This window comes from Streptomyces sp. enrichment culture, from assembly GCF_964272855.1.
Classification (GTDB): Bacteria; Actinomycetota; Actinomycetes; order Streptomycetales; family Streptomycetaceae; genus Streptomyces.
Genome location: NZ_OZ186847.1, coordinates 2,179,326 through 2,198,715, shown reverse-complemented (window position 1 = coordinate 2,198,715; position 19,390 = coordinate 2,179,326). Strand labels below are relative to the sequence as shown.

The window sequence follows — 19,390 nt, the reverse complement described above, 5'->3', positions numbered from 1 at the left end:
GACTCACCGAAAGGACACCGGTCATGACCGAGACGCTCGTCCAGGACCCCGCCTTCGCACGGCTCGTCGAAGAATACGTGCGGTTCTGGAACGCCGGCACCGAGGAGCAGCAGCGCCGGTCCGCGACGGCGGCCTTCGCAGGCGACGTCGAGTACCGCGCACCCATCGGGATCCTCGGCGGCACGCAGGCCCTGACAGCCTTCCGCGACCGGTTCGTCGGCCACATGGGCACCGTCGAGTTCCGTCTGCGCGAGCGCCCCCAGACCCACCACGCCCGTGCCCGGCTCGCATGGGAGATCCTCACCGAGGACGGCGGTTCCTTCGCCACGGGCACGGACGTCCTCCACCTGGACGCGGACGGAAGGATCAGCTCCGTCACCGTGTTCCTCGACCGGGCTCCCGAGGGCTTCGACCCCGACGCGCACCACGAGGCCGACGCCTGAGGATCACGGGCCCGCCGTCCCGGACCGGGGGAACGCCGCCCGGTGAGCGGTGGCCCACTGGCGGAACGTGCGGGGCGGCCTGCCCGTCACCTGTTCGACGGTCGGGTAGACCTTGGACTCGTCGAGGGTGCCGTCGCCGTAGAAACTGAAGAACGCCTGGATGTACGGCTCCGGCACGCCCGCCGCGGCCATGTCGGCCCGGCCCTCCTCGTCCGACAGCGCGTGGAAGCGCAGGTCGCGGCCGAGTACCTCGGCCAGGACGGCCAACCGCTGGGCCGGCAGCAGCGGTTCGGGACCGCTCAGCTCGTGGACGCGTCCGCCGTGGCCGGGGTCGAGCAGGGCGCGGACGGCGACGGCGGCGATGTCGTACGGGTCGACCGTGGCGACCGGCACCGTGCCGAAGGCGTCCCTGACCACGTCGCCCGCGCGCAGCTGCGGCAGCCATCGCAGGGCGTTCGACATGAAGGCGTTGGGCCGCAGGAACGTCCAGGCGAGGCCGGACTCCCTGACCGCGGTCTCCGAGCCGATCATGTACTCGGACAGGACGTTGCTGGTGTCGGTGGCGACGGTGGCGAGACTGGAGAGCAGGACGACACGCTCCACCCCGGCACCGCGCATGCGGGCCAGCAGCCCGGGCATGTCGCGGTGGCCGGGGAGCAGGAACACTCCCCGAACGCCGTCGAGGGCCGAGGTGAGGGAGCCGGGGTCGTCGAGGTCTCCGACGGTCTGGTCGGCCTCGGGCGGCAGGCCGTCGGCGGGCCGGCGGACCAGGGCGCGTACGGGCTCCCCGGCGCGGGCCAGGGCCTGGACGACCTCTCCGCCCACGTTTCCGGTGGCCCCGGTGACGAGGATCATGACAGGGTCCGGTCGAAGTGGGCGGCCACCGTGTCGACGGCGATCGTGACCTGAGGTTCCGAGTCGTAGAAGTCGAACTGGGTGCCCTGCGTCCACAGGATGTCCTTGGGGCCGGCGAGACCCGCGTGGAAGCGGCGGGCACCCTCGGGGATCGCGGCGTCCTCGCTGTGCACCAGAACGGTGGGCCGGTCGATCCGCGGTGCGAGGGCGATGGCGTCGTAGGTCAGCCAGTCCGCCCACGCCATGACGGCGAAGCGGTTGGGCCACGCGGGGATGCCGCCACGGGCCGGGTTGAGGTAGAAGTCGATGTCGTACGGCATGGCCGCGCGTTCGTCGGTGGCCGAGACCACCGGTACGTAGTCGACCTCGCCGGTCTCCTCGTAGCGGGCGCGGGCCTCCCGGCCGGCCTTGATGCGCTCGGCGACCGCTTCCGCGCCACCGTAGGCGGCCTCGCAGACGGCGGCGTCGTGCAACCAGGGGGCGACGAGCGCGAGCGAGCGGACCCGGGAGTCGTGGACGGTGCTGTCGGACATGTACATCGCGGCCGCGCAGATCCCGAGGGCGCCCAGCCGGTCGCCGTCTACCGCCTCCTGTGCGGCCAGGAAGGTGAGCGCGTGGTGGATGTCGCGGACCTTGCGGGCCGGGTCCTCGACGTCTCGCGGCTCGCCCCCGGACTCGCCGAAGCCGGTGAAGTCGAAGGACAGCGCCGCGTATCCGCGAGCGGCCAGCCGCTCGGCGTACCGGTCGGCCATCAGCTCCTTGACGCTGGTCCACGTGCCGGCGACCACGATCCCCGGCAGCGGGCCCGCGTCACCCGCGTTCTCGGGAAGGAAGAGGTTGCCGGTCAGGGCGACGCCGTCGCTGTCGAAGGTGACCTTGGTCGGGTGTGTCATCAGTACTCCAACTGGCTGTGCTGAGTCGGTCGATCGAAGATGCCGATGCGGGTGGACGGCCGCGTCCGAAGCCGCCTCACCGCTCTCCGTCACTCCAGACCGCGGTCATCCCGACGCCCGTGATGCGCCAACCACCGCCCGTACGGGTCAGGTCGAAGCGGTAGGTGCCGCCCAGCGTCCACAGGGAGCCGTTCGCCTTGCGGTGGGTGGCCTGGAAGGTGGCGGTGCACACCGCCCCGTCGCCGTCGACCGCGACCAGGTGGTTGCCGAGGAGATGCTGGGTGGCGGTGTACACGCCGAGGCCCGTCCGCCAGCCCTCGACGATCTGTGCCGGGGTGAGGGTGACGGGCTCGCCGCCGTTGAGACTGGTGTAGTCGAGCGTCGTCCTGTCGGCGAACACGCCGGCCAGAGCGTCCCATTCGCGCTGGTCCGCGTACCAGGCCATGCGGTTGCAGGTGTCGATGACGTCCAGACGGTCCATGTTGATCATCCTTGGTGCGGCACTCGGCCGGGGTGGGAAAGAGCGGTCGGAAGGTCTGCCCGACGGCGGGGCGTGTCCGTCGCGGCGGGCTGACTGCCCGTCGATGATGCCGCGCCGGCGCCGAACCGCCTTGCCGTCGCGTCCGCGGTTTCTGGACGCCGCGTCTCAAGAACGCCGCCGGACTCTGGGACAAGCCTCTCGACCATTCGAGGCACACCCCCGACGTCGTCACCGGGAACGACAACACCACCGGCACAGGACACGCCGTGGGCACGACGCTGGGCGCCGTTCAGTTCAGTCAGGGCTTCCACATCACGAACCAGGAGGGTGTGCCCATCACCCTGGCGTCCGTGTCCGGGGGGTCGTTCGAGGGGGCCCTGCCGCCCATCACACCGGGGCCGCTGGGACCTCCGGTGTTCCCCGAACCCAGGAACGCGTCGCGCCCCGCGTTTCGCCGTTGCCGAGCATGGCGGTTCCAGGATGTCCGCACCCCGGTCCGCGGGTTGCGCAGGAGCGGCAGGGCTTTGGCCCGGATGGCGCAGGGCTGAGCGGCGGCGTCACGCCTCGTCGACGTCGTTCGGATACGCGCACCCCACCTCCACCCGGTCGAGTTCCACCCGTATCCCGGGCAGTTCCCCATGAGCCGGCCGTGAGGTGAGGAGGGCGGTGAGGGCCCGGCGGAGGCCTTCCTCGTCGCCTTCGGGGTGGACGCCGTGCAGCCGTGCCGGCCGGGGGTCCCGGGCGAGGAACCAGCCGGGACTCCATGAGCCGGCCAGGCGGCCCGCCACGACCGCGACGGCGTCGACGACCGTGCAGCGGAAGGTGATCCGGACCGGGAAGTGTGCCGCCCGGTCGGCAGTCGACAGCTGCCACTCGGCGCACACGGGCACGCCGGGCCGGACGTCGACCACGCTCACCGCGACGGGCCGTTCGTCCGGGCCGGTCCGCACCAGGACCTCGCCCTCGCCCGCGGCCAGCGGGCCGCGCCGCTCGCGCCACGCGCTCCAGCGGAACGCCGGTCGCAGCTCGCGGTGGCGGACGACCGGGTAACGGCCGGTCATGACGCCGCCCGTTTCAGTACTGGAGCGCGGTGGCCACGTCCCGGCCGAGGCGTTCGACCGCGGTGAGATCGAGGCCGTAGTGCACATGGCGGCCGTTGCGTTCCACGCGGACGAGGCCCAGTTCGCGCAGGGTCCGCAGATGACGGGAGACCTGGGGCCGGGTCATCGAGAGCCGGTCCGCCAGGTCGGCGGTGGTCATCGCCTGGCGGGCGATGAGCCGGCACAGCCGCACCCGGCGCGGGTCGGTGAGCGCCAGCATGCGGCTGCGGGCCAGCGTGACCCCGATCTCCGGGGCGTCCACCGGGAAGTGCACGACCGGCGCCGGCCCCGGCTCGTCCTTCACGAGCAGGTGCGGGGCGCCGTAGCGGGTGGGGATCAGCAGGACCGGCGTACGGGCCGGGCTGACCACCGCGTGGTGGACCTTGTCGAGGACCACGCGCGCGGGCTTGTCCAGGCGGGCGCTCGACGGGCTGAGGGAGAGCAGGGCGGCCGTGGGGCCCTCGTCCGCGAGCCGCGCGCGCACGCGGTGCGCGGCCCTGGCGAGGACGGGCTCGGTGCGCGCCCACAACTCGTCGAAGAAGACGCCGCGGCACAGGTCCAGGAACGCCAGGACGTCGGCTCGCAGCCGTTCGGGGTCGTCGAGCAGTGCCTCGGCGAGCGCCGAGTGCGGCTCCGGCAGCGCGGAGGCGGACTGCCGCAACACCCCCGCCTGCGCCGGGTCGTGGAGCACCCGGCCGAAGTCGAAGCCGCGGTAGCCGCTCGCGCAGGCGTACGCGGTCAGCTCGGCGAACCGGTCCACGGGCAGTGCCGCCAGGGGCGCGTCCAGACCCGGGTAGAACCCGCGCCAGCGCAGCGGTGTCCACAGCGGGGCGAACCGCCGCAGCCCGGCCCGGAAGGCGGCGGGCGCCGCACGGGTGGTCTCCTCGGCCCAGGGCGCGTGCCCGGCGTGGTGGGCGTGCTCCGTCAGCACGTGCAGGCTCGCGGCCAGCTCCGCGAGAGGGGACACGACGACCGTGAAGCGGTCGGGGGCGGCCCCTTCCAGGACGAACACGACCGACATGAGCGGGAGTGTACGGGCTCACACCGGCACCCCCTCGAACTCCGCCCGCGCGGCCGCCAACAGAGCCGGTTCCGTGAGGAGTTCGGCGACCACCTTGGCCAGCCCGGTCGCGGCGAGCCGGGTGCTGTCGTGGGCGAGGGGCGTCGCCGCCGCTTCCCGCATCGCCTCCGAGTGAGCGGGCGTACCGGCCTTTGCGATCCGGACGTACGGGTGGATGACCGGCAGCAGCTGGGAGAGGTTGCCGATGTCGGACGAGCCGGCCGGGCTCTCCGGGTGACCGGGCGCGATGTCCACGCCGAGCGCGCGCACCGCCTCCGCGAACCGCTCCGCGAGCACGCCGTTGTCGCGGCGCTCGGCGTACAGCGGCCCGGTCTCGGAGACCTCCGCCCGCGTCCCGGTGGCGAGCGCGGCACCCTCGGCCGCCGCCCGCACCCGCTCCACCAGCGCCTCGGCCGACACCGCGGTGCGGTCCCGTACGTACAGGTCGACGGCGGCCCGCGCGGGGACCACGTTCGGCGCCTGTCCGCCGTCGGAGACGATGCCGTGCAGCCGCGCGGTCGGCGGCACGAACTGCCGCATCGAGTCGAGGGCGTTGAGGAACAGCTGGGCGGCGGCCAGCGCGCTGCGGCCCAGCCACGGCGAGACCGAGGCGTGCGCGCTCAACCCGGTGAACGCGACCCGCAGGTGCGCCGCCGCGAGGCCCGGCCGCCCGGTGAGCCAGCGGTCCCCGGGATGGAACATCACCGCCGCGTCGACGCCCTCGAAGACCCCGGCCCCGGCCAGCCGTACCTTACCCGCGCCGCCCATCTCCTCTCCGGGCGTGCCGATCACGGCGACCGTGCCGGGGTGCGCGGGCAGCGCCCGCACGACGGCGATCGCGGCCGCCGCTCCGCCGGCCGCGATGAGGTTGTGGCCGCAGCCGTGCCCGACTTCGGGGAGGGCGTCGTACTCCGCGAGGACGGCGACGTACGGTCCGGGCCCGCTCCCCTCGTGCACCGCCACGAAGGCGGTGTCGAGGCCGCCGGCCGGGGCGGTCACCGTGAAGCCCGCCTCCGCGAGCCAGCGGGTGAGCACCCGGTGGGCGTGGAACTCGGCGAACTTCAGCTCCGGCCGGGCGTGGATGGCGAGGCTCACCGCCTCCATGCGGGGCCGCAGCGCGGTGAGTTCGGCGGAGAGAGCCCGCAGCGAGGGCGAGGACATCGGAGACTCCCGTCGTACGGGGAACAGGTCGGGTGCGACGAGCGTGCGGCCGCCACGGCGTGGACAGCCGTCGATTACCGCTGGGCAGGCAACCCTCGGCGCGGGTGTGGCGGTCGCTCGACCGGTCTTCCTAACCTCACGACCGTCACGGCCCGTTCCACCGTGACCGTCGGTTCCGTTGCGCGAAACGGATCAAGGGGGGAGAGCGGATGCTGATCGTCGGCGCGGTGGCGGGGATCGTCCTGCTGATCGTGGTGTGGGGCCTCCGGCGGCGGATGGGGGGCCGATTCCGGTTCCGGCCCGTGTACGAGGCGGTGTGCGAGGTCACGGTCGGCGACCGGAGACTCGTGGCGTACTCCGGGCACCGCAAGGTGATCCGGTTCGCGGACCCGGCCGCGCGGGAGGACGTGGCGGTCCTCACGGGTTCGCGTACCTGGGTTCGCGCCCTGTGCGAGGTCCGAGTGGACGGTACGTCCCTGCTGGCGTCCGGCGGCCGGGACGGGGTCGTCCGGCTCTGGGACCCGGCGGGCCGGGGCGAGCCGGTCGCCTCCTTCACCGGTCACCGCGGCTGGGTGTTCGCGCTGTGCACGGTACGGGCCTATGGGCGCGACCTGCTCGCCTCGGCGGGCCGGGACCGCACCATACGCCTGTGGGACCCGCGCGACGGCCGGCTGGTGCGCACGATCGACACCGGCCGCGGGAAGGGGTGGGTGTTCGCCCTGTGCCAGGTACGGACGGACGGGCGGACCCGGCTCGCGGCCGGTTTCGGCGACGGCACGGTGGCCCTGTGGCACGCCGAGTCCGGGCGACCGGACGTGGAACTGACCGGACACCGCGGGTTCGTGTGGACCCTGTGCCAGGTGTCCGACGGCGACCGGACCCTGCTCGCGTCCGCCGGCCGGGACGGGGTCGTCCGGCTGTGGGACGTGGAGGCGGGGCGGGTGGCCCGGGCGTTCACGGCCGGCGCCGGGCCCGTGTACGCCCTGTGCCAGGCGGACGCCGGTGGCCGAACGCTCCTCGTCGCCGGAGGGGACGGCCCGGGCACCGCGCTCTGGGACCCCTTCACGGGCGAGCGCGTCGGCGACCTGGGCATGGACCTCGCCGGCATCATCAGCGCCCACGGCTGGGTTCGCGCCGTGTGCCAGGTACGGCCGTCCGAGGGCCCGCCGCTGGTCGTCACCGCGGGCTACGACGACGGGGCGCGGGTGTGGGACGTGGCGAAGGAGCTCGGCGCGTGAACCCCTGGTGGTCTTCGGCGGCGACCTCCGGCGGGTGCGGCGCCTCAGCCCGTGTGCACCCGGGGCCTGCGGGCGCGGTCGGGCTCCGCCTCGCGCAGTACCTCGCGGGTGACCGGGGCGACCTCGCCCTGGCCGAAGAGGAAGAAGCGCAGGAAGTTGGCGAAGGGGTTGCCCTCGCTCCACTCGAAGTAGACGTGGGGGATGGCGCCGGTGGTGTCGCGGACGTGGAGGAGGAAGGCGGCCAGGGCGTTGGGGACCGAGGAGGACTCCAGGGTCAGGACGCGGTAGCGGTCGTGCATGACCTCGCCGCGCACCGCCAGGCCCGCCTCGAACTCGGAGGGATCGGTGACCGTCACCTCGACGAAGACGAAGTCCTCCTGGGCCGGGAGGTCGTTGTCGTTGCGGATCTGCTCGATCTTGTCGCGGTACTCGGTCATGTCCCGTGTTTTGGGCTCGTTGGCGATGAACCGCATCCTGCGGCTGGCCGTGTCCCGGACGAAACGTTCCGCCATGTCATCCAGCGTCACGCTGGTCACCCGCAGCTCGAAAGCGCGCAGAAGGCGTGAGAGGAGGGAGATCAGGATGATGCCCGCGATGAAGCAGGCGCCGATCTTCACACCGTCGGGGCGCTCGATGACGTTCAGGACGGTCGTGTAGAGGAACACCGCGGAGATCACCGCGAACGTGATGGTCCAGTTCCGCTGCCCCGCCTTGCGCGCGGCGATGGTCACCGCGATCGCCGCCGAGCTGATCAGCACCAGCACACCGGTGGCGTAGGCGCCACCCTGCGCGTCGACGTCGGCGTCGAAGATCCAGGTGACCAGGAAGCCCACCAGGGTGAAGACGATGACCATCGGGCGCACGGCCCTGGCCCAGTGCGGGGCCATGCCGTAGCGGGGCAGGTAGCGCGGCATGAGGTTGAGCAGCCCGGCCATCGCGGAGGCCCCGGCGAACCACAGGATGGTGATGGTCGAGACGTCGTAGACCGTGCCGAAGGTGTTGCCGAGGTAGTCGTGGGCCAGGTAGGCGAGAGCCCGGCCGTTGGCCGGGCCGCCCGCCTCGAACTCCTTCTCGGGGATCAGCAGGGTGGTGATGAAGCTGGTGGTGATCAGGAAGGCGCTCATGATCAGGGCGGCCGTGGTCAGCAGCCTCTTCGTGCCGCGGACGCGGCCGGCCGGCCGCTCCTCCGTGTCCCCGGGCTCGCCCTGGACGTGCGGCATCACCGCCACGCCGGTCTCGAAGCCGGAGAGGCCGAGCGCCAGCTTGGGGAAGACGATCAGGGCCACGCCGATCATGACGAAGACGTTGCCGTGCTCCGCGGTCAGGGCGTTCGCCCAGTCGGTGACGACGTGTCCCGCGGTGGCCAGATGCCACAGCCCCGTGATCACCACCACGGCGTTGAGCGCGAGGTAGACGCCCACCAGGGCGACGGCGACCCCGATCGCCTCCAGGAAGCCCTTGAGGAACACCGCGCCCAGCAGCGCGATCAGGATCAGGGTGATGAGCAGCTGCTTGTCGTGCAGGGGTTCCGCAAGATGGGGGTTCTCCACCAGGTGGGTGGAGGCGTCGGCGGCCGAGAGGGTGATGGTGATCAGGAAGTCGGTGGCCGCGAAGCCCAGCAGCGTCAGAACGAACAGCTTGCCTCTCCAGAACGACAGCAGCCGCTCCAGCATGGCGATGGAGCCCTCGCCGTGCGGGCTCTCCTCGGCCACCCGCCGGTAGACCGGCAGCGCGCCGGCCAGGGTGACGACGACCAGGACGATGGTCGCGACGGGTGACAGCAGGCCGGCGGCGAGCGCGGCGATGCCCGGCTGGTAGCCGAGGGTCGAGAAGTAGTCGACGCCGGTGAGGCACATGACCCGGTACCAGGGCCGGCCCTCGTGCGGTCGTCCCGGTGCCGCGTGCGGGCCCGTGTGGCCGCCCGCCTTGCCCATGTCGGACAGGCCCTGCAGCATCCAGGCGCGCAGACGGTGCGGTGCGCGTTCGGTTGGGGCCATCGGCGTGCTCCTGGTGCGCGAACAGGCGTGGGGTTTCGGCCACCACGCGGACGGCGCGACCAGCGTATGCACGGAGTGACACATGGGGTCATGGATGAGTCCTCCGAATGCGTCAAGACCCCGTCAACACAATCCGGTACACCTTGCTGTGGCGCTGACTTCCGTAAGGGTTCCGTCAAAGCCGTGGGTGCCCCCGTAAGAGGTGCGTCAACGACCGGTCTGATCCGGCCACCGAGGCGCTTGGCTCTGATCGTCCGGTTCCGAACCTCACTCCAGGAGTTCGCGATGGCCGATCTGGCCTTCGTTCTCGTCACGATCGCGGGTTTCGCGTTCGTGGCTCTCGTCGCCAAAGGGGTGACGAAGCTGTGACCGCCGAAAACGTCGTCGGCCTGGTCGTGGCCGTTTCCCTGCTGGGCTACCTCGTCCTCGCCCTGCTCTTCCCGGAGAGGTTCTGACCGTGACATCAGCTGCCACCGCAGCGGGCGACATGGGTCCCGTCCTCGCCGGCGTGCTCCAGCTGCTCGCGCTCATAGCGGCCCTGGCGCTCGTCCACATCCCCCTCGGCAACCACATGGCCAGGGTCTACTCCTCCGACAGGCACTGGCGCGTCGAGAAGTGGATCTACAAGGGCATCGGTGCCGACCCCGACACCGGGATGCGCTGGCCCGCGTACCTGCGCGGCGTCCTCGCCTTCTCCCTGATCGGCGTCCTCTTCCTCTACGCCCTCCAGCGGCTCCAGGGCGTCCTGCCCGGGTCGCTGGGCTTCGCCTCGATCGGCCCCGACCAGGCGTTCAACACCGCCGTCTCGTTCGTCACCAACACCAACTGGCAGTCGTACTACGGCGAGCAGGCCATGGGGCACGTCGTGCAGACCGCCGGTCTGGCCGTGCAGAACTTCGTCTCCGCGGCCGTCGGCATGGCCGTCGCGGTGGCGCTGGTGCGCGGTTTCGCGCGGTCCCGCTCCGGTGAGCTGGGCAACTTCTGGGCCGACCTGGTGCGCGGTGTCGTACGCGTCCTGGTGCCGCTCGCCACGATCGGCGCGGTGGTGCTGGTGGCGTGCGGGGCGATCCAGAACTTCTCCGGCATCCACGAGGTCGGCCAGTTCACGGGCGGCGCGCAGGAGTGGAACGGCGGTGCGGTCGCCTCGCAGGAGGCCATCAAGGAACTGGGCACCAACGGTGGCGGCTACTTCAACGCCAACTCCGCCCACCCGTTCGAGAACCCCACCCCGTTCTCCAACCTGTTCGAGATCTTCCTGATCCTGGTCATCCCGTTCTCCCTGACCCGCGCCTTCGGCGTCATGGTGGGCTCGGTGAAGCAGGGCTACGCGATCCTCGCCACGATGGGCACCATCTGGCTCGGCTTCGTCTCGCTGATGATGTGGACCGAGTTCTCCCACCACGGCCCGGCCTTCGAGCTCGCGAACGGGGCGATGGAGGGCAAGGAGGTCCGGTTCGGCATCGGCGGCTCGTCGATCTTCGCCGTGTCGACCACGCTCACCTCCACCGGCGCGGTGGACTCCTTCCACTCCTCCTTCACCGGCCTCGGCGGCGGGATCACCATGCTCGGCATGATGCTGGGCGAGATCGCGCCCGGCGGTGTCGGTTCCGGCCTCTACGGCATGCTGATCATGGCGGTCATCGCGGTGTTCATCGCCGGCCTGATGGTGGGCCGTACGCCGGAGTACCTGGGCAAGAAGATCGGCACCCGCGAGATCAAGCTCGCGGCCTGCTACATCCTGGTCACCCCGGCGCTGGTGCTCGTCCTCACCGCGTTCGCGATGGCCCTGCCGACCCCGGCGAACTCGACGACCAACAGCGGGGCGCACGGCTTCTCCGAGATCCTGTACGCCTACACGTCGGCCTCGAACAACAACGGCTCGGCCTTCGCCGGTCTCGACGCGGACACACAGTGGTTCAACACCACGCTCGGCATCGCGATGCTGCTGGGCCGGTTCGTGCCGATGGTGTTCGTCCTCGCGCTGGCCGGCTCGCTCGCCGAGCAGAGGCCGGTCCCGGCCACCGCGGGCACCCTGCGCACCGAGAAGCCGCTGTTCACCGGGCTGCTGGTGGGCGCGATCCTGATCATCACCGGTCTCACGTACTTCCCCGCCCTCGCGCTGGGCCCGCTCGCCGAGGGGCTGGCGTGACGACCACCCGTACAGAGAAGTCAGAGGACTCCATGTCCACAGCCACTCCCACCCGGGCGCCGCACACCGGCGCCCCCACCGGGCACAAGCCCGCCGCGGGCCGTGTCGGCGCCGGCCTCTTCGATCCGAAGCAGCTGGTCAAGTCGCTGCCGGACGCCTTCCGCAAGCTGGACCCGCGGGTGATGATCAAGTCCCCCGTGATGTTCGTGGTGTGGATCGGCTCCGCGCTGACCACGGTCTTCTCCTTCCAGGACCCCGGCGACTGGTTCGGCTGGACGATCAGCGCCTGGCTGTGGCTGACCGTGATCTTCGCCAACCTGGCGGAGGCCGTCGCGGAGGGGCGGGGCAAGGCGCAGGCCGACACCCTGCGCAAGGCCAAGACGGACACGGTGGCGCGCAGGCTCGTGGGCGCCCGTGAGGAGCAGGTGCCCGGCACCGCTCTGCGGATCGGCGACCGGGTGGTCTGCGAGGCCGGCGACGTCATCCCCGGCGACGGTGACGTCGTCGAGGGCGTCGCGTCCGTCGACGAGTCGGCCATCACCGGTGAGTCGGCCCCGGTCATCCGTGAGTCCGGCGGCGACAGGAGCGCCGTCACCGGCGGTACGAAGGTGCTGTCCGACCGGATCGTCGTCCAGATCACGACGAAGCCGGGGGAGACCTTCATCGACCGGATGATCAACCTCGTCGAGGGCGCGGCCCGGCAGAAGACGCCGAACGAGATCGCGCTGAACATCCTGCTCGCCTCGCTGACGATCGTCTTCCTGCTGGCCTGCGCCACCCTGCCGCCGTTCGCCGGCTACGCGGGCACGCACCTGACGATGGTCGTGCTGGTGGCGCTGCTGGTCTGCCTGATCCCGACCACGATCGGCGCCCTGCTCTCCGCGATCGGCATCGCGGGCATGGACCGCCTGGTCCAGCGCAACGTCCTCGCGATGTCCGGCCGCGCGGTCGAGGCCGCCGGTGACGTCTCCACGCTGCTGCTCGACAAGACCGGCACCATCACCCTCGGCAACCGGCGGGCGTCGGAGTTCGTGCCGGTGAGCGGGACGACGGAGGCCGAGGTCGCGGACGCCGCCCAGCTGTCGTCGCTGGCCGACGAGACGCCCGAGGGCCGCTCCGTCGTCGTCCTCGCCAAGGAGAAGTACGGCCTGCGCGAGCGCCACCAGGGGGAACTGGTGGGCGCCGAGTGGATCACCTTCACCGCCCGGAACCGGATGTCCGGCGTGGACGCCGACGGGCGCAGGATCCGCAAGGGCGCGGCCGGTTCGGTCACCGCCTGGGTCCGGGAGCGCGGCGGGACGGTCGCGAAGGACGCCCTCGGGATCGCCGACCGGATCTCCGAGGCGGGCGGTACGCCGCTGCTGGTCGCCGCCGAGGACGCCGACGGCGCGCGCGTCCTGGGCGTCATCCACCTCAAGGACGTCGTCAAGGACGGCATGCGCGAGCGGTTCGAGGAACTGCGCCGCATGGGCATCAAGACCGTCATGATCACCGGCGACAACCCGCTGACCGCCAAGGCGATCGCCGAGGAGGCGGGCGTCGACGACTTCCTCGCCGAGGCCACTCCCGAGGACAAGATGGCGCTCATCAAGCGGGAGCAGGCCGGCGGCAAGCTGGTCGCGATGACCGGTGACGGCACCAACGACGCCCCGGCGCTCGCGCAGGCGGACGTCGGCGTGGCGATGAACACCGGCACGTCGGCCGCCAAGGAGGCCGGCAACATGGTCGACCTCGACTCCGACCCGACCAAGCTCATCGAGATCGTCGAGATCGGCAAGCAGTTGCTGATCACACGCGGCGCGCTGACGACGTTCTCCATCGCCAACGACGTGGCGAAGTACTTCGCGATCATCCCGGCGCTGTTCGCGGCCGTCCACCCGGGCCTGGACAAGCTCAACATCATGGGACTGTCCTCGCCGGACTCCGCGATCCTGTCCGCGGTCATCTTCAACGCGCTGGTCATCATCGCGCTGGTGCCGCTGTCCCTGAAGGGCGTGCGGTACCGGCCCGGCAGCGCGGACAGGATGCTGCGCCGCAACCTCACCGTCTACGGCCTGGGCGGGCTGATCGCGCCCTTCGCCGGCATCAAGCTCATCGACCTGCTCCTCTCCCTCATCCCCGGAATCGGCTGATCGCCATGAACAACTCGGTTACGAACACCGCCCGGCTGCTCGGGGCGGGCCTGCGCGCCCTCCTCGCGCTGACCCTGGTGACCGGCGTCGTCTACCCGCTGACCGTCACCGGCATCGCGCAGGGGCTGTTCGGCGGCAAGGCGAACGGCTCGGAGATCGAGGCGGACGGCGAGGTCGTCGGCTCGTCCCTGATCGGGCAGTCCTACAATCTGCCGCCGAAGGAGGGCGAGGAGACGCCCGCGCCCGACCTGAAGTGGTTCCAGGGCCGCCCGCAGAACGGCCTCGGCACCAACAGCGTCAACACCCGGTACTCGATCATCCTGTCCGGCGCGACCAACCGGTCCGGCGACAACGAAGAGCTGATCCAGTGGGTGAAGGACGCCAAGGCCGCCGTCGTCAGGGACAACTCCGTCCCCGGCCACACGGTCAAGCCGTCCGACGTCCCCGCGGACGCCGTCACCTCCTCGGGATCCGGCCTGGACCCGGACATCTCCCCGCAGTACGCGGACATCCAGGTCCACCGGGTCGCCTTGAAGAACGGTCTGCCCGTCGCCGCGGTCCGAGAACTCGTCGACGAGCACACCGAGGGCCGCACCCTCGGCTTCATCGGTGAGCCCCGGGTGAACGTGCTCGAACTCAACGTCGCGCTCAAGGAGCTCGCGGGCGAGACCCGGCATGCCGCCCCGCCACATGCCGGGTGACGTCAAGGCGCTGTGGACGGGCCCGGACGAACGGCTGCCGGCCGCCGCACTGATCCTGGTGCCGCGCTGGCCGCCGCCACCGTGGCGCTGTGGCTCTCGCCGGCGGTGTTCGGCACGTGGCCGCCCGGGCCGGGTGCTAGGTGCCGGGCCGCCAGGTCCCTCTCCACGGCGCGCGCCGCCGTGTCCAGGGCGGCCACCAGGGACTGGAGGCGGTGCGGGTCGTAGCGGACGCCGGGCTGCACCGCGACGCCGCACACCCCTCCCGGCTCGTACCGCGGTGACGACGGCCACGACGGCCGCGGCGGCGGACACGACACGGCAGGGCTCCCGGCACCAGTACTGCCATGGTGGTGGCACCGGTCGGCGTGGTCCTCGGCGCTCCGGCCCTGTCCGGCTCCCGCCACGCCGTCGCCTGACCCGTCCCTTCACCACGGCCTCGGGCCGACCGGGAACGCCGACCAGGGCGCCCGGCCTGCCCGGGGCCGTCCGCTCCTAGCCGCGCACGTGCAGCCCGAAGCCCGAGCGGCCGGCGGGCTCCAGGCCCTCCTTCAGTTGCAGGGAGGGGATCTCGTAGTCGCCGAAGTTCTGCCGCCGGAACGCGATCGGCTCGGTCGACTCCAGGGTGAGCAGGCGCTGCTGCCAGGCCTTCGCGACGTCCGCGTAGTCCTCGCCGGTCATCCGGTCGGTGCCGTACAGCACGAACGGCGGCAGCACCTCGATGCCCGGGTAGTAGAGGATGCCGTGGTGGATCGGGAACAGCAGGTCGTCGATGGGGCCGTTGATGCCGCGAGCGGCGTAATGCGACTCCGGGCCGCCGGCGGTCACCGACAGCAGGGCCTTGCGGCCCGCGAGGGTGCCTTCGCCGAAGCGCTCGCCGTACTTGGTGTCGCTGTGCTCGCCGACGCCGTACGCGAAGTGGTAGGTGAAGACCCGGTCCACCCAGCCCTTGAGGATCGCGGGCATCGTGTACCACCACAGCGGGAACTGGAAGATGACCGTGTCGGCCCACAGCAGCTTCTCCTGCTCGGCGACGACGTCCGGGGTGAGCGTCCCGGCGTCGAAGGCCCGGCCCGAGTCCAGGGCGACCTTCAGCGGGCTCGAGGCGCTGGGGCCGTAGTCCGCGGCGTCCACGACCGCCTTCCAGTTCATCGCGTAGAGATCGCTCACCCGTACCTCGTGACCGGCGGTCTCCAACGTGGACACCGCGAGGTCCTTCAGCGAGCTGTTGAGCGACTTCGGTTCCGGGTGGGCGTGGACGATCAGCGTCTTCACGGGAACTCCTTCGGATCGGATGCCTTCGATCCTGGGCGCCGCGGCGCCCGGCGTTCAGGGACGCCTGTTCCGTAGGACGGGACTTCCTGGTAACGGCAGGACCACCCTCACGGGCCGTGCCGCGGCCATACTGGGGGCATGGACGATCTTGCGGGCTTCCTCCGGACCCGGCGTTCCCGGGTCGACCCGGCGGCCGTCGGCATCCCCACCGACAGCCGCCGCCGGGTCGAGGGGCTGCGCCGCGAAGAGGTCGCGCACCTGTCCGGAGTCAGCGTCGACTACTACGTACGGCTGGAGCAGGGCCGCGCGAGACAGCCCTCCGAGCAGGTCCTCGACGCCCTCGCCCGCGTCCTCGGCCTCGACGAGACCGAACGCGGGCACCTCCACCGGCTCGCCCGGCAGCGCCGCCGCCGCGCGAAGGCGCCGGGCGGGCGGGTCCGGCCCGAGCTGCTGCGCCTGCTCGACCTGGTCGCCGACGCACCCGCGCTGATCATGAACCAACGCCTGGACGTGCTCGCCGGGAACCGCCTCGCCGGGCTCCTCTACGGCCGGCCGATACCGGGCCTGAACACCGCCCGGCACATCTTCCTCGAGGAGGCCGAGCGAGGCCTCTACGCGGACTGGGAGAACTGCACCCTCGACGTGGTCGGGCATCTGCGCCTGGCCGCCGGCAAATACCCCGAGGACCCCCAACTGGCCTCACTCATCGGCGAGCTGGCGATGGGCAGCGAGCGCTTCCGCCGCCTCTGGGCCCGCGCGCACGTGCGCGCCCGCACACATGGACGCAAGGCGTACCGGCACCCCTTGGTCGGACTGCTGGAACTGCACCAGGAGAACTTCGCACCACCGGACGGATCGGGCATGGAGCTGCTGGTGCTGTCCGCGGCCCCCGGCAGCCCCGCCGAGGACGGGCTGCGCCTGCTCGCGGGCCTGGGCGCGGACAGCGGCGACGCGCGTCCCGTCTGCTCGGCCCAGCCCGGCGGACCGCGTTGATGGGCTCGGTCCGCTCCGGGTAGGTCGTCAGAGCGCCGGTGACGCCGGTTCCAAGGCGGTCACCGGTCGCACCTGCGGCCAGGTCATGGCGGCCGAGCCCCAGGTCAGGCCGCCGCCGAAGGCGGTCAGCAGTACCCGGTCGCCGGCCGTCAGGTCGCCGCGTGAGGCCGCCCAGGACAGGGCGAGGGGAATGGACGCCGCGGCGGTGTTGCCGACCTCGCCCATGTGGCACACGACGCGCTCCCGGGGCAGTCCGAGGCGCTTGGCCACGGCACGCAGGATCCGCGCGTTGGCCTGGTGCCCGACGAAGGCGTCGACCTCCTCCGGCCGCCAGCCCGCCGTCTCGGCCACCTCACGGGCGGAGGCGGTCATCGTCGCCACCGCGCGCGTGTACACCTCCTTGCCCTCCATGCGGAAGTACGTGGAGGGGCCGTCCGGACCGGGGCGCGGCGCGCGGGAGCCCCCGCCGGGCACGGTGATCAGGTCCGGCCGGGTGCCGTCGCTGCCGAGCCGGGTGTGGAGCACCGCGCCCGGCGTGGTGGCCGAGCCCCGTTCCAGCACCACGGCCGCCGCGCCGTCGCCGAAGAGCACCGCGGTGTTGCGGTCCGTGGGGTCGACGATCGTCGAGTACGTCTCGGCGCCGATGAGCAGCACCGTCTCGTACAGCCCCGAGCGGATCAGGGCGGACGCCGTCTCGATCCCGTACACGAATCCGGAGCACACCGCCGCCAGGTCGAAGGCGGGCACCCCGGCGCAGCCCAGCCGGGCGGCGACCTGTGGGGCGGTGGCCGGGCAGGGCTGGTCCGGGGTGGTCGTGGCCAGCAGCACCAGATCGCAGGCGCGCCGGCCGGCCGACTCCAGGGCGGCGGCCCCGGCCGCCGTGGCCAGATCGCCGGTGCTGACGCCCGGCTTCACCACATGGCGCCGGGCGATGCCGGTGCGGCTGTGGATCCACTCGTGCGAGGTGTCCAGCACCTTGGACAGGTCGTCGTTCGACACCACGTCAGGAGGCAGACAGCTCCCGATGCCGGTGACCACTGCGCGGACGTCGTCCATGTGAGGGGAATCCTTCCGGATCGGTGTCAGACGGACGCCGTGACCGCGGCGGCCACGCCCTCGCCACCCGGTACGCCATGTGGGGTGGCGGCCCTCCGCAGGTGGCGTTCGGCGAAGTCGTCGTACGCGATGGGGGCGCGCACCAGCGCCTCGGGCACGTCGAGCAGCGCGAGCAGCTCGTCGGCGGGGAGTTCCGCCGCGCCTTCCTCCGCGCGCAGCCGGTCGGCCCGCAGCAGATCGTCCGGGGTGAGCACACCCGCCCGCAGCCCGGTCATGCCGTGTTCGAGCACACAACCGGCGGCGAAGTGCCGCAGCAGTCCCCGCCCGGCCGGGCCGCCGGTGTGCCCGGCCCAGCGGCCGACCGCCAGTGTCTGGTGGACGGCCCGCGACCAGGCGGTGCTGGCCGCCCCCGGCCCCTCGCGGTCCACCTCGTCCAGCAGCACCTCGCAGAGGCGGCGCAGCGCCGAGACGAGGAACCGGGTGTCCGGGTCGGTCCCGCCGCCGGCCGTCTCGCGGACCGCGTCGTCGAGGAGCGCGGCCAGGTCCTCGCGCTCACGCAGCGCGAACCGCGAGGCCTGGTAGCCGAGGACGGTGTTGTCCCCGCCGAAGGTGACGGCGATCTCGTAGTCGTGCTGGAGCGGCGAGATCTGGTTCAGCCGGTGGTAGCCGAGCCCGCCGCAGAGCTCCCTGGTGTCGGCGAGGGTGAGCCGGGCGTCTCCCGTGCTGCCCGTCTTGGCGCAGGAGATCAGCGCGTGCAGCAGCCGGTCCTCGGCGGGGTGCCGGGTGCCGACGCGCCGGACCGCCTGTTCGACCAGGCCTTCCAGCGCGTGCCGGGCGGCCAGGGCGCGGCCGGCGGCGGTGCGCAGACGCATGCGGTAGTGGGCGTGGCCGAGCAGCGGCGCGCCGAAGGTGCGCTTGACGGCCGCGAAGCGGGTGGTGATGGCGCACGCCAGCCGCTGCGCCATGGCCGCGGCCATGCTGGGGAAGAGCCGTTCATGGGTGAAGGTGGCCAGGCACTCGTCGAACCGGCGGTACCGCCGCACGGGGGAGTGGTAGACCCCCTGCTCGTCGATGCGCGCCCAGCGGCCCATCAGGGCGGACAGCGGCAGCACGCACTGGTCGAACCGGATGATGCCGGTCTGGTTGGCCTCGACGCCGCCCTTCGGCTCGGCACCCTGGACGGAGACCCCCTGGTTCAGGCGGCCGCCGGTGCGCAGCGGCACCCGCAGCCAGTGGTGGCCCTCGTCGCGGTCGCCGACCCGCAGCCGGCACAGCACCATGGCCACGTCCCCGGTGTGCAGGCTGTTGCCGATCCACACCTTGCTGTCCGCCGGCTCCGGCGTGTGCAGGACGAGCGAGCGGTCGGCGTGCCGGTAGGTGGCCGTGGTCCCGATCCGGGTCAGGTCGGAGCCGGCGTGCAGCTCCGAGGAGGCGAAGCAGTAGACCCGCTCCATGCTGTCGATCTCCGGCGCGAAGCGCTCCAGCTGCGCCGGGTCGGCGTGGCTGAGGCAGGCGTCCCCGGCGATCTGGTGGGAGACCAGCACGTTGAGCAGGGAGGCGTCGTAGGCCCCGATCCAGCCCATCGCGCGCAGGAAGTCGGGGAACTCGGACGGCTCGCCCCGCCCCAGCCACATCGAGTTGGCGGTGACGCCGGCCCGGTTGATGCGCAGGGCCCGGCGCAGGGTGGTGACGCTGTAGTCGTACAGGCTCTGCCCTTCGGGCCGGATCTCGGCGAAGTCGGGCTCGGCCAGCAGCGTGGTCAGTGTGGCCACGCGCTCGTCGGTCATGAATAAGTCCCCGTTGATCAGTGGCATCCGCTGCCGTCTTCCACTTGCGGGCCCCGCGGCCCTGATGTGCGC

Annotated in this window: 18 protein-coding genes; 8 read left to right on the top strand and 10 right to left on the bottom strand. The window is 72.1% G+C overall.

Annotated elements, in window-relative coordinates; all coding sequences use genetic code 11:
- Positions 1–23 precede the first annotated feature (23 nt).
- On the top strand, positions 24–443 hold the full coding sequence (locus ACSU6L_RS09325) for a nuclear transport factor 2 family protein (protein ID WP_437055406.1): 420 nt from the start codon (positions 24–26) through the stop codon (positions 441–443).
- 3 nt (positions 444–446) lie between these two features.
- Here the strand turns inward: ACSU6L_RS09325 and ACSU6L_RS09320 are convergent, their stop codons facing one another.
- From ACSU6L_RS09320 to ACSU6L_RS09295, 6 genes are all read right to left on the bottom strand, one after another.
- Complete coding sequence (locus ACSU6L_RS09320; RefSeq protein ID WP_437055404.1) at positions 447–1,298, bottom strand: NAD(P)H-binding protein; 852 nt, start codon at positions 1,296–1,298, stop codon at positions 447–449.
- Entirely contained in the window at positions 1,295–2,191 is an 897-nt protein-coding gene (locus tag ACSU6L_RS09315) for an alpha/beta hydrolase (protein ID WP_437055402.1), read from the bottom strand. Before ACSU6L_RS09315 ends, ACSU6L_RS09320 begins: the two co-directional genes overlap by 4 nt.
- A gap of 76 nt (positions 2,192–2,267) precedes the next feature.
- Entirely contained in the window at positions 2,268–2,672 is a 405-nt protein-coding gene (locus ACSU6L_RS09310; RefSeq protein ID WP_437055400.1) for a nuclear transport factor 2 family protein, read from the bottom strand.
- A gap of 557 nt (positions 2,673–3,229) precedes the next feature.
- Complete coding sequence (locus tag ACSU6L_RS09305; RefSeq protein WP_437055398.1) at positions 3,230–3,733, bottom strand: hypothetical protein; 504 nt, start codon at positions 3,731–3,733, stop codon at positions 3,230–3,232.
- 13 nt (positions 3,734–3,746) lie between these two features.
- The gene (locus ACSU6L_RS09300; protein WP_437055396.1) at positions 3,747–4,793 is read right to left on the bottom strand and encodes a DUF5937 family protein; all 1,047 of its coding nucleotides are present in this window, start codon (positions 4,791–4,793) and stop codon (positions 3,747–3,749) included.
- 18 nt (positions 4,794–4,811) lie between these two features.
- On the bottom strand, positions 4,812–5,993 hold the full coding sequence (locus ACSU6L_RS09295) for a M20 family metallopeptidase (protein ID WP_437055394.1): 1,182 nt from the start codon (positions 5,991–5,993) through the stop codon (positions 4,812–4,814).
- A 209-nt stretch (positions 5,994–6,202) separates the two neighbouring features.
- Between ACSU6L_RS09295 and ACSU6L_RS09290 the strand changes: the two genes are divergently transcribed.
- A complete protein-coding gene (locus ACSU6L_RS09290) occupies positions 6,203–7,231 on the top strand; it encodes a WD40 repeat domain-containing protein (RefSeq protein ID WP_437055392.1) in 1,029 nt (342 codons plus the stop codon).
- A gap of 44 nt (positions 7,232–7,275) precedes the next feature.
- Here the strand turns inward: ACSU6L_RS09290 and ACSU6L_RS09285 are convergent, their stop codons facing one another.
- A complete protein-coding gene (locus tag ACSU6L_RS09285; RefSeq protein ID WP_437055390.1) occupies positions 7,276–9,228 on the bottom strand; it encodes an amino acid transporter in 1,953 nt (650 codons plus the stop codon).
- 240 nt (positions 9,229–9,468) lie between these two features.
- Between ACSU6L_RS09285 and ACSU6L_RS09280 the strand changes: the two genes are divergently transcribed.
- From ACSU6L_RS09280 to ACSU6L_RS09260, 5 genes are read left to right on the top strand one after another with little or no spacing between them, the layout of a single operon-like run.
- Positions 9,469–9,597 carry a hypothetical protein gene (locus ACSU6L_RS09280; RefSeq protein WP_437055388.1) on the top strand — a complete coding sequence of 43 codons (129 nt, stop codon included), beginning with the start codon at positions 9,469–9,471 and terminating at the stop codon, positions 9,595–9,597.
- Positions 9,594–9,683, top strand: coding sequence for a K(+)-transporting ATPase subunit F (kdpF, locus tag ACSU6L_RS09275; protein WP_060886496.1), 90 nt, complete (start codon positions 9,594–9,596; stop codon positions 9,681–9,683). Before ACSU6L_RS09280 ends, kdpF begins: the two co-directional genes overlap by 4 nt.
- A 32-nt stretch (positions 9,684–9,715) precedes the next feature.
- The gene (gene kdpA / locus ACSU6L_RS09270) at positions 9,716–11,377 is read left to right on the top strand and encodes a potassium-transporting ATPase subunit KdpA (protein ID WP_437064825.1); all 1,662 of its coding nucleotides are present in this window, start codon (positions 9,716–9,718) and stop codon (positions 11,375–11,377) included.
- Between the two features lie 32 nt (positions 11,378–11,409).
- Positions 11,410–13,509, top strand: coding sequence for a potassium-transporting ATPase subunit KdpB (kdpB, locus tag ACSU6L_RS09265; RefSeq protein WP_437055386.1), 2,100 nt, complete (start codon positions 11,410–11,412; stop codon positions 13,507–13,509).
- A 5-nt stretch (positions 13,510–13,514) separates the two neighbouring features.
- Positions 13,515–14,210 carry a potassium-transporting ATPase subunit C gene (locus ACSU6L_RS09260; RefSeq protein ID WP_437055384.1) on the top strand — a complete coding sequence of 232 codons (696 nt, stop codon included), beginning with the start codon at positions 13,515–13,517 and terminating at the stop codon, positions 14,208–14,210.
- A 492-nt stretch (positions 14,211–14,702) separates the two neighbouring features.
- Here ACSU6L_RS09260 and ACSU6L_RS09255 read toward each other — a convergent pair whose 3' ends face one another.
- Positions 14,703–15,482, bottom strand: coding sequence for an NAD(P)H-dependent oxidoreductase (locus ACSU6L_RS09255; protein ID WP_437055382.1), 780 nt, complete (start codon positions 15,480–15,482; stop codon positions 14,703–14,705).
- Positions 15,483–15,620: 138 nt separating this feature from the next.
- Here ACSU6L_RS09255 and ACSU6L_RS09250 point away from each other — a divergent pair, with 138 nt between their 5' ends.
- Positions 15,621–16,475: a helix-turn-helix transcriptional regulator gene (locus tag ACSU6L_RS09250; protein ID WP_437055380.1), complete on the top strand. Its 855-nt coding sequence runs from the start codon at positions 15,621–15,623 to the stop codon at positions 16,473–16,475.
- A 27-nt stretch (positions 16,476–16,502) separates the two neighbouring features.
- Here ACSU6L_RS09250 and ACSU6L_RS09245 read toward each other — a convergent pair whose 3' ends face one another.
- On the bottom strand, positions 16,503–17,531 hold the full coding sequence (locus tag ACSU6L_RS09245; protein WP_437055378.1) for a beta-ketoacyl-ACP synthase III: 1,029 nt from the start codon (positions 17,529–17,531) through the stop codon (positions 16,503–16,505).
- Positions 17,532–17,557: 26 nt separating this feature from the next.
- Positions 17,558–19,318 carry an acyl-CoA dehydrogenase family protein gene (locus tag ACSU6L_RS09240; protein WP_437055376.1) on the bottom strand — a complete coding sequence of 587 codons (1,761 nt, stop codon included), beginning with the start codon at positions 19,316–19,318 and terminating at the stop codon, positions 17,558–17,560.
- Between the last annotated feature and the right edge of the window lie 72 nt (positions 19,319–19,390).

What these genes read in the sequence shown, in the direction of transcription:
- ACSU6L_RS09325 (WP_437055406.1), top strand. Translation starts at nt 24, where the DNA reads ATGACCGAGACGCTCGTCCAGGACCCCGCCTTCGCACGGCTCGTCGAA.
- ACSU6L_RS09320 (WP_437055404.1), bottom strand. Translation starts at nt 1,298, where the DNA reads ATGATCCTCGTCACCGGGGCCACCGGAAACGTGGGCGGAGAGGTCGTC.
- ACSU6L_RS09315 (WP_437055402.1), bottom strand. Translation starts at nt 2,191, where the DNA reads ATGACACACCCGACCAAGGTCACCTTCGACAGCGACGGCGTCGCCCTG.
- ACSU6L_RS09310 (WP_437055400.1), bottom strand. Translation starts at nt 2,672, where the DNA reads ATGGACCGTCTGGACGTCATCGACACCTGCAACCGCATGGCCTGGTAC.
- ACSU6L_RS09305 (WP_437055398.1), bottom strand. Translation starts at nt 3,733, where the DNA reads ATGACCGGCCGTTACCCGGTCGTCCGCCACCGCGAGCTGCGACCGGCG.
- ACSU6L_RS09300 (WP_437055396.1), bottom strand. Translation starts at nt 4,793, where the DNA reads ATGTCGGTCGTGTTCGTCCTGGAAGGGGCCGCCCCCGACCGCTTCACG.
- ACSU6L_RS09295 (WP_437055394.1), bottom strand. Translation starts at nt 5,993, where the DNA reads ATGTCCTCGCCCTCGCTGCGGGCTCTCTCCGCCGAACTCACCGCGCTG.
- ACSU6L_RS09290 (WP_437055392.1), top strand. Translation starts at nt 6,203, where the DNA reads ATGCTGATCGTCGGCGCGGTGGCGGGGATCGTCCTGCTGATCGTGGTG.
- ACSU6L_RS09285 (WP_437055390.1), bottom strand. Translation starts at nt 9,228, where the DNA reads ATGGCCCCAACCGAACGCGCACCGCACCGTCTGCGCGCCTGGATGCTG.
- kdpA (WP_437064825.1), top strand. Translation starts at nt 9,716, where the DNA reads ATGGGTCCCGTCCTCGCCGGCGTGCTCCAGCTGCTCGCGCTCATAGCG.
- kdpB (WP_437055386.1), top strand. Translation starts at nt 11,410, where the DNA reads ATGTCCACAGCCACTCCCACCCGGGCGCCGCACACCGGCGCCCCCACC.
- ACSU6L_RS09260 (WP_437055384.1), top strand. Translation starts at nt 13,515, where the DNA reads ATGAACAACTCGGTTACGAACACCGCCCGGCTGCTCGGGGCGGGCCTG.
- ACSU6L_RS09250 (WP_437055380.1), top strand. Translation starts at nt 15,621, where the DNA reads ATGGACGATCTTGCGGGCTTCCTCCGGACCCGGCGTTCCCGGGTCGAC.
- ACSU6L_RS09245 (WP_437055378.1), bottom strand. Translation starts at nt 17,531, where the DNA reads ATGGACGACGTCCGCGCAGTGGTCACCGGCATCGGGAGCTGTCTGCCT.
- ACSU6L_RS09240 (WP_437055376.1), bottom strand. Translation starts at nt 19,318, where the DNA reads ATGACCGACGAGCGCGTGGCCACACTGACCACGCTGCTGGCCGAGCCC.